The organism is Salinibaculum salinum, assembly GCF_037645885.1.
Classification (GTDB): domain Archaea; phylum Halobacteriota; class Halobacteria; order Halobacteriales; family Haloarculaceae; genus Salinibaculum; species Salinibaculum salinum.
The window spans coordinates 1-8,170 of record NZ_JBBENW010000014.1 but is presented as its reverse complement, the minus strand read 5'-3'; the positions used below and the strand labels follow the sequence as shown (position 1 = coordinate 8,170).

The following is an 8,170-nucleotide window of genomic DNA, read 5'->3' as shown; positions in this document are numbered from 1 at the left end:
CGCCATCCAAATCCGGTTGTTCCGTCCGTAGAGAGCTGTTCATCTCGGCCTCAGTCTGTCAGAGTCGGTAATAGCATTTGTGGGTAAGAGACAGGACTGTATCCTTCAAGCGGCTTGGAGACCCGGTTCCGTTCGACGAGTTTCTTGATCGGCACCTCTCCGGCGTGAAGCTGCTCGATTGCGTCTTGGAGTAACGCGAGGACCGCCTCTGGCGACTTGGTCGCATCGAGATGCTCGAGACAGTCTCGTTGGACATCTTCGATAAACGCTGGGGTCGACCGTTGGCGAGCCTCGATACCTCTAATTTTGAACTCGTCTTCGCCAGCCACTTTCCCGAAGTACTTCGTCAACGCGCCGGCGTCACTCTCGCGCTGCGGAACGAACGCCACCCAGTCGTAGTGAGCTTCGTGTTCGAGTCGAATTTCGACATCGTCAGAAATCCCTTGAGCGAGGTCAGCAAGTGTCTCTCGATTATCGTCGGCGACGTCAGGGTCTGGGGTCACCCAGATTGAATCGACGATGCCGTGAACGACGCGCCAGCCGCCAGCTTCCAGCCGCTGTTTTGCCGTCAGCAGAATTTCGCGAGCGAATGCGTTGATCGCTTCGTGACACTCGATGCGTCCAAACTTTGCGTTGCTGAACCCCTGATATCCGAAACAGGCCACGAGAATCCATTTCAGTGCCCCCGACCGCCCCTCGAGTTCCGCCAGTCGGTCCTCGTCGGGATTTTCTTGTTCCTTCTCGCGACGGATGGCCGCCTTGATCTCGTCGCGAGCGTCGATGATGGGTTGCAGCACGTCGACGAGGTATCCGCGGTCGTCGCAGATGGTGTATCCGAGCCCGGGGACGTCCTCGCGGTCGCTGTGACAATCACACCGAATGACGTCCGGTGAGACGTTCCGAGTGCAGATGATGTTCGGGTAGAGGCTCGAAAAGTCGAGTTCGTGGACGTTCTCGTGGAGGCTGACCTCGGGTGCGAAGATGAAGCCGCCGCGGTCGGCGTCGTGGAGCGTCCCCATCGGCTTGTAGAACTCGTGGCGCCAAGAGTTCCACGGCACGAGGACGCCAAGGTTGTGTGCCTCACAGATCTGGATTGCCGTGAGGACGTTCCCGATTGACGCCCACGCAAGCTCTTGGATGGGTTTTTTCGAGCGCGACACGAGGTTGAGGACGCCGTCGAGGTTCGTCTCCCCGTAGAAGAACGTGTTCGACTCATCGATGATCGCCCGACCGGGGACATTGTACCGCGCCGGCGAGTGGCCGACACGACCGTAGCTCGAGTACGTTGACCGGTTCGCAAGCTGCTGGTAGTCGACGTCCGGCCACCGACTCAGCGAGAAGTCGGCGACGCCGGCGTCCGTTGCCATCTTGTGGAGGGTCGGGACGATTTCGCTCGTTGAGCAGACCAAGATGTCCGGATTGTGTGCTTCGAGCGCTGCTTGGACGGCGGTCAGGATATCCGTCGGCGAGCCGGTGACGGTATCGCCGTCGACGGACAGCTCCCCATAGACGTCGTTGCTCGTTTCGGTCATCGGGACGCTGAGCCGGAGCGTCGACAGCTCGCTCGCCGGCGTCGGATCGACGCCGGTCTCCAGACAGTACCTGAACTCTCGCGAGAAGTCGACGTTGAAACAGGCGAGATCCCCGATTGGATATTCCGACAACTGGCGTGCCTGCCGGGCGAGTGGAGTGACGCGGTCGATGTGGGTGACGTCGACCGCGAGGACTGGTTCCTCGTCCCGTCGAAAGCCCGGTCGTCGCGCAACCATTCCGGTCGCGACGACGTCCGGGTGCCGGTCGTACACGGACTGAAGTGCCGTGAGGTCGATGTCGGCGTCAGGGTCACGAGGACCCACGTAGAAGCGTGGGCTGTAGTCATCGCGCTCGGTCGCGACGGCTCCGTTGGCGGTGGCGTCCCACTCGAGGACGCGACCGTCGTTCAGGAAATCGATGGTGAACGGCATCTGTTAGTCAACAATCTCTATGACATCCGAATATCTGATAAGCCACGGCGTGTCGCTTCCGAGTTTCAGCAGATGGGTTCGAAAAGCGTTCTCGACGCCATATTCTGGGTTATTATTCGTCGTCGTCGGCTTCCGGAACGATTTCCGGAAACCGTGAGCCGATGTTAACCAACACACTCCGAGATACGCACCGAATGTTGGTTAATACGTAGCAATATAACGGCTGCCGCGGATCTGCTGTGAAAGCCGCTTTTCCTTGACGAACCCCTTTGGTTCACTCTTAGCGACACACCCGCCACAATTTGACCACATACTGCGAGTCCCTGTCGTTAGCGCTATCAGATGATTCAGACGAACTCGAGGCGTTCCATTCAGCAACCTCGTCGTCGTAGAAGGTGTCATCGCTCGGGAGGTTGTCCTTGAGTTTGGGTATGGCGAATGTCTGGTCAATCGACGCTCGGGGGAGCTTCAACGAGAGACTTCGGAGCGTCGAACTCGACCCGGGTTTTTCTCTCCGGTCATTGCTCTGCGTGATGGGGCTACGCGCTCACCGATGCTTCATCCCCATCGATATCGTTGATGAGCGGGTAGTCGATGTGCATCTCGATCCGGTCGAACGGGACGATGGGTTGCATTGCCCCGCCGGGGCCGCCTTCTTTCAGTTCAAGAACACCCAGCGTTTCCAAGTGCTTCAGATCCGAATGGACGTCGGACACATCACGGTCGACGAGGCGTGCAGCCTCTCGCATACTTTTGGGTGCGTGTTCGGCGATCGCCTGAATGAGTTCTAAACGGAGCGGGGTGAGGCTGTCGACGAGGTCGTCGTAGGTTCCGAACTGGAGTGTCGCCGTTCCGTCCTGGTCGTCGAGCGTGTCCGTCTCGGCGGCTTGGACGAACTGGAGTGCGTCCTCACGGAGCTGTTCTCGGTCGCCAACGGTGATGTGGAGCGTGGTCATATTTGGAGTCTAGTGGTTGCGGGTGGTGTATGGTCAGTACGGCCGCGGCGGATCGCCCCCGACGGCCTCCCAGTACTCGTCTGCGCTCGCCCAGAATTCGACGAGTAGTTCCTCCATCCCGGGGAACGTAACGCCGTCGACGTCGCCAGCGGCGGTGTGGTGTTCGTGCCCCTTTGTATCTTCGTGGGCGTTATCGAACCGGACGAGCGTGAGGTCTTCGAGGGTGCCTAGATGGAGCGTGTACTTCCAGCCCGAAGGGTAGGTCTCGGTCGACTCAGTCGGCCGGAGTACGACGTTCTCGACGAGACCAGCTTCGACGTGTGTGTACTGGAAGACCGGCTCTTGGGACATCCCTTACGTGTTGGGAGGGCGCCCAACACCATAAGACCAGCGGAGGTTCGTCGATACGCTACCGACCTATAGAACGGCGACTACTGTGCTTCCGTTACAGAACTCTGGCCCCGAAAGAGTACTCCGCTCACACCACTGGATCGAGCGACTTCATCGAGAAGTCAGATTTAGAGCAGTATTGCTCTGCTAGCCGCATCAGTGCCCGTGTTCGCCGGATATCCGCGACGTTGTGGAGGACGAGCGGCTCGAAGTCCTCCACTTCCCACGCTTCAACCGCTTCTTTGCTGTTCCCGAACGGATCGAGCCTGGTTAACCCACCCCCGATGAGCTCCTCGTAGACGCCAGTCAGTGTCTCTCCCGACGTGTTGAACCGTGTCTCGAAAACATCCATCGCGTCGATGTACGGCAGTCCAGTGAACGGCCAGTCGATCTCGTGGTAACAGAGCCGTGTGCGGAGGAACGGGAGATCGAACCCGCCGTTCCATCGTTCGCCATTATATGCGACTAGTTTTGCATCGCGATTCGTGAGTGTCGACTCGACGAATGTACCCATCTCGCCCAGCAAGGCCCGTTCAGTCTGCTGGACCGATATCGAGACTGAGGTCGCCAATTCTTCGTTGACCCGTGCTTCGAGATTTGACGGCGGTGCTCGCCCGTCTGTATTGAGAAAGATACGGGAGCCAATATCCGTGTCGAACCCGACGACAGTCAGTTGGTCGTTGACGTCAAAGCCGGTTGTCTCGATATCGAACGCAACGGTGTCGAGTTCCGTCATTCAGTGGCTCCATCTTGGTGGTGTTCCCGCTCGTGGCTCGCTTCCCGTTGTTCGAGTGCCCGTTCGAGTTTTTCGAGACGTTCCTCGTGTTCGTCGAGACGCGTCTCCTGTTCGAGATTGATGCTGAGTAGCGTCGGCAGCAGCGGACTCTGGTGGTTCAACAGCCCGCTTGCGTCGGCGTGCTCACGGGCGTACTCGAACAGCCGGTCGAAGCGCGGCTGGTCGCGCCGCCGCAGTGCTCGGCGGAACTCCGCCCAGCGCTCTTCGATGGCTCGGAGTGCATCCCGGTACGTCGGGTTCGTGCGCCCCATCGCTATTGGCCTCCTGTCTCGGTCGCCGTCCACGCATCGAGCAAGGGGTCCGCGGTGGCCGACACCGTCTCACCGTCAGCTGTGACGCCCGTCCCGACACCCTCCGGGGTCGGCGTCGACGCCGCCGGCGTCGTCGATTCCACGCCGACCTGCGTGGCGCGTGCCGCGAGCAGCTGCCGCCAGTACGCGAACGTCGTCTGGTAGTATGCGCCGTCGTCGACGGGATAGACGAGCGTCTCGAAGTCCTCGCCGACGACCCGTGGGCCCATCCGCGTCTGCTCGCACTCAAGGTGGTGGTCGGCGGCCGTCGCGACCGGCTCGGTGAATTCGTTTCGTTCGTTTCGCGTAACGAGCACCGGGATGTCGTACCCATCGGCGTAGGTCGCCAACCGGGCGAGAGTTCGAGCCTGAAGGGTTTTCGCGTGGGTCTCGCCGAGGGTATCGTCGGCGCGGTACTGGGTGTCGACCGCCGGCACGACGATGAGGGCGGGTGTGTGGGGCGACGTGTCCTCGTCACGACTTGGTTCCCCTCGACCGGCCGCCCCGGCGTCGGTGGTGGACATCTGGATCGACTTGTTCACTGCCGTCGGGAGATCACAGACGGCGCCGTAGTGCTGGTAGGCGGTAAATCCGCGTGCCACGTGGATTCGGTTGAGCAACCGTTGACTGGGCGCGATCTGAGCGAGTGTCGTCGTCGTCGCGTGACCATTTGCGTCGACCCAGAAGGCGGGCCCGTCGTGCAAGAGGAGATGGTCGAGTACGAGCGACTGCAGGATCGGGACGCCGCGGCCCCCCTCGACGTCGAGCAGCGTGATGCCGTCGTCGAGTGACGGCAACAGCATCTCGTCCGTAGCCGGATCGGGCTGGTCAACAAGGGACCGATTGCAGTCTGCGCCCCGAGTTGACTGGTCCACCGCCAATCGATTCGACGTTGAGTGTTCTTCCATACTTGACTAGAGGTCCACTTTTCCGATAAGCCGCGGCGTGTCGCTTCCGAGTTTCAGGGAAAGCACCAGACCGATTATGATCCACCCTGTGTCGTCGAGTTTTTGCGGGTGTTCGACTGTTTCCGAGAACGTTTCCATAACTAAACTTGGCCGTACTGATGTGCTTAACCAACTCTGATAGTGTGGTGGGACAGAATGTTGGTTAATGCTAAGTATCGGCTTTGATGCTGCTTCCGTATGGTTCCGTTTTGTGCTGATCGAGTTGTCTAGTGTTGGCAGTTCCAATCGATGGAGAAGATAGTCAAGTAGTAGTCTTAGTGTGGCTGAGGCCACAAACTCAAAACGCACCGCACAGCGTCGGCACCGCCGACGCGAAATGTCCCCTTCCGGGAAAAGTTGTTTATCTATACAATATCTGATATAGGGTATGTCCGGCCAGGATGATGATTGTGGAAAAACAGTGTCAAAGTCTGACTCAGATACTGACAGCACTGAGGCTGACACTGAAACGTCTTCAGAACTTGCTACCGATCCTTTTTCGAGCTTTTCGTCTCTCTCAGCACTTGGAGGTGTCGCTGCTACTGACTCACTATCGGAGTCAGTCTCAGCCTCTTCGATGCTGGCAGGTGTCACGGCCGCAGAGGCGGTATCGGACAAAATCTCAGTTTCTTCGATGTTGACAGGGATTACGGCCACTGAAGCGGTATCGGACCACCTCTCGACTTCTTCAATGCTCGCGGGAGTTAGAGCCGTAGATGCGATGCCTGACCCAGTTCCAGTTTCTTCGATTTTGGCAGGGACTACTGAATTTGATTATCCGCAAAGCGCCACCACATTCACTGGACTGACGAACGGTACTGTTGAGGGCAGACACTTTTCGAGAAGTACGAATCGTGAACAGTCTCGTACAGTTGAGTCGGATATTGGGCGGGACATTGAAGAATCTCTCGTTGAATTCCGGTTTCAATTTGCCTATAAACGGACGTATAAGTCGCTCAAATCTGCGTCTACCAAGATAGATGGTGGCGTATTGGCGATGTTATCTTCCCAATTATTCGGTCTTGGTTCATATCTTATGGGTGGCGTTCCCGGATTAGCAGCCTATCTTCTGGGCTCAGGAACAGCGATGTATGCCTATATGAACTCGGATAGCGAGACAGACAACGCAGAAGAATAATCATCCTTCCCCCAAGCGGTTGCACGTCGGCAGAGCGATCTTAGCGAATATGAACACGAAATGCCGTATTCCGTGTTCACAACTTCTTTCTAGTGGATGAGTGGATAGGGCTACGATTCTGTCTGGTTTTTGGTCATATCTTCTCCTAAGTAATACTAGTGTCCATTCTATTGTGAACATAAGCGGTGAAATTAATCAGAGATGGCAACGGGTTGCTGCCTACAGTTTAACCAACACATCAGTCGTTAATCCGGGTTGTGTTGGTTAATAGAATTAATCTCTCTACCATCCGTCTTTAGTTAGGAGAGGAACCGCGTGACAGCAGCGGCTAATCGAGACTACTTTTCGGAAGGAGTGAGGAGGAGAAGTCTGTGCACGACTCTCCGTCCTCACCTCGAATTATGCGTCGGCTCACTACGCTTTTTCCATCTGAGTTCCTCGAAGAGCACGCCGAGGAACTCGGCGTGGTCGAACGCGACAGAAAGGCGCAGATACCCGCCCTCGTGTGGTCATTCGTGTTCGGCTTCGCCGCAGGCGAGAGCCGAACACTCGCTGGCTTTCGGCGCAGCTACAACGCTACTGCCGATGAGACACTCTCACCCGGTGGATTTCATCAGCGGTTGACCCCGAAGTTCGCAGAGTATCTCTGCGACCTCGTCGAGCGCGGCATCGACGAGGTCGCTGTTCCTGACACTGTGGACGTCGATGTTGACCGATTCCGTGACGTAATGGTCGCCGACGGCACGGTGTTGCGGTTGCATCGACTTCTCTCAGAAGAGTTCGAACCGCGTCGAGGGGAGCAAGGTGGAGCGCGACTCCACCTGCTCCACAACGTCACCGAGCAGACGATCGATCGGTTCAGCGTCACCGACGAGAAAGCACACGACAGCACCGAGTTTTCCACGGGATCGTGGCTCGAAGACCGGTTGGTACTGTTCGATCAAGCGTACTTCAAGTATCGCCGTTTTGCGCTGATTGACGAGAACGAGGGCTACTTCGTGAGTCGGCTGAAACCGAACGCAAATCCGGAGATAACGGCGGAATTACGGGAATGGCGTGGCGACGCCATTCCCTTGGAAGGCGAAAAAATCCAGGACGTCGTGGACGATCTCCACCGGGAGTACATCGATGTGGAGGTCGAAGCGACCTTTCAGCGACGCGAGTACGCGGGCACGCAGTCATGGGATAGCAAGCGGTTCCGTGTCGTCGGCGTCCGCCACGAGGACGCCGACGACTACCATCTGTACATCACGAATCTACCGAGAGAAGAGTTCCTGCCAGCGGATCTCGCAACGATCTATCGATGTCGGTGGGAGGTAGAACTGCTGTTTCGTGAGCTGAAGACGCAGTACAACCTGGATGAGTTCGACACGAGTAAGAAGCATATCGTGGAAATTCTGCTGTATGCGGCGTTGTTATCGTTGTTAGTGAGCCGTGATCTGTTGGATCTGGTCACCGAGCAAGCTAATGACGAGATCGTGTTTCCGCCAGAGCGTTGGGCGGCGACCTTCCGGTCGCACGCCCAACTCATCCTCTCTGAACTCGGTGCATTCCTCGGCTACTCGCCGCCACCGTTGTTAGAACGGCTGATCGAGGACGCACAGAAAATCCATCAGCAACGACCGATACTGCAAGAGACGCTCGCTACCGCTACGCAACCGAGGTGTGAGGTCTAACTAAAGACGGATG

At 57.6% G+C, this 8,170-nt stretch carries 8 protein-coding genes; 2 read left to right on the top strand and 6 right to left on the bottom strand.

Features of this window, described 5'->3' with window-relative positions; translation table 11 throughout:
- Positions 1-50: 50 nt before the first annotated feature.
- From WDJ60_RS12915 to WDJ60_RS12890, 6 genes are all read right to left on the bottom strand, one after another.
- Positions 51-1,964: a type B DNA-directed DNA polymerase gene (locus tag WDJ60_RS12915; RefSeq protein WP_340100923.1), complete on the bottom strand. Its 1,914-nt coding sequence runs from the start codon at positions 1,962-1,964 to the stop codon at positions 51-53.
- A 539-nt stretch (positions 1,965-2,503) separates the two neighbouring features.
- On the bottom strand, positions 2,504-2,920 hold the full coding sequence (locus tag WDJ60_RS12910; RefSeq protein WP_340100922.1) for an HVO_A0114 family putative DNA-binding protein: 417 nt from the start codon (positions 2,918-2,920) through the stop codon (positions 2,504-2,506).
- A 33-nt stretch (positions 2,921-2,953) separates the two neighbouring features.
- Positions 2,954-3,271 carry a toxin-antitoxin system TumE family protein gene (locus WDJ60_RS12905; RefSeq protein ID WP_340100921.1) on the bottom strand — a complete coding sequence of 106 codons (318 nt, stop codon included), beginning with the start codon at positions 3,269-3,271 and terminating at the stop codon, positions 2,954-2,956.
- 127 nt (positions 3,272-3,398) lie between these two features.
- Positions 3,399-4,046, bottom strand: coding sequence for a hypothetical protein (locus WDJ60_RS12900; protein WP_340100919.1), 648 nt, complete (start codon positions 4,044-4,046; stop codon positions 3,399-3,401).
- Positions 4,043-4,357 carry a DUF8156 family protein gene (locus WDJ60_RS12895; RefSeq protein WP_340100918.1) on the bottom strand — a complete coding sequence of 105 codons (315 nt, stop codon included), beginning with the start codon at positions 4,355-4,357 and terminating at the stop codon, positions 4,043-4,045. The genes WDJ60_RS12900 and WDJ60_RS12895 overlap by 4 nt, the downstream gene beginning before the upstream one ends.
- Positions 4,358-4,359: 2 nt before the next feature.
- Positions 4,360-5,304 (bottom strand): hypothetical protein, encoded by a 945-nt coding sequence (locus WDJ60_RS12890; RefSeq protein WP_417750458.1) that lies wholly within the window; start codon positions 5,302-5,304, stop codon positions 4,360-4,362.
- 427 nt (positions 5,305-5,731) lie between these two features.
- On the opposite strand from WDJ60_RS12890, the gene WDJ60_RS12885 reads away from it, so the two are divergent.
- Entirely contained in the window at positions 5,732-6,481 is a 750-nt protein-coding gene (locus tag WDJ60_RS12885; RefSeq protein ID WP_340100916.1) for a hypothetical protein, read from the top strand.
- Positions 6,482-6,882: 401 nt separating this feature from the next.
- Positions 6,883-8,157 carry an IS4 family transposase gene (locus WDJ60_RS12880; protein ID WP_340100914.1) on the top strand — a complete coding sequence of 425 codons (1,275 nt, stop codon included), beginning with the start codon at positions 6,883-6,885 and terminating at the stop codon, positions 8,155-8,157.
- Positions 8,158-8,170: the final 13 nt, after the last annotated feature.

Coding starts and splice junctions, on each gene's coding strand:
- WDJ60_RS12910 (WP_340100922.1), bottom strand. CDS start 2,920: ATGACCACGCTCCACATCACCGTTGGCGACCGAGAACAGCTCCGTGAG.
- WDJ60_RS12890 (WP_417750458.1), bottom strand. CDS start 5,304: ATGGAAGAACACTCAACGTCGAATCGATTGGCGGTGGACCAGTCAACT.
- WDJ60_RS12905 (WP_340100921.1), bottom strand. CDS start 3,271: ATGTCCCAAGAGCCGGTCTTCCAGTACACACACGTCGAAGCTGGTCTC.
- WDJ60_RS12885 (WP_340100916.1), top strand. CDS start 5,732: ATGTCCGGCCAGGATGATGATTGTGGAAAAACAGTGTCAAAGTCTGAC.
- WDJ60_RS12880 (WP_340100914.1), top strand. CDS start 6,883: ATGCGTCGGCTCACTACGCTTTTTCCATCTGAGTTCCTCGAAGAGCAC.
- WDJ60_RS12900 (WP_340100919.1), bottom strand. CDS start 4,046: ATGACGGAACTCGACACCGTTGCGTTCGATATCGAGACAACCGGCTTT.
- WDJ60_RS12895 (WP_340100918.1), bottom strand. CDS start 4,357: ATGGGGCGCACGAACCCGACGTACCGGGATGCACTCCGAGCCATCGAA.
- WDJ60_RS12915 (WP_340100923.1), bottom strand. CDS start 1,964: ATGCCGTTCACCATCGATTTCCTGAACGACGGTCGCGTCCTCGAGTGG.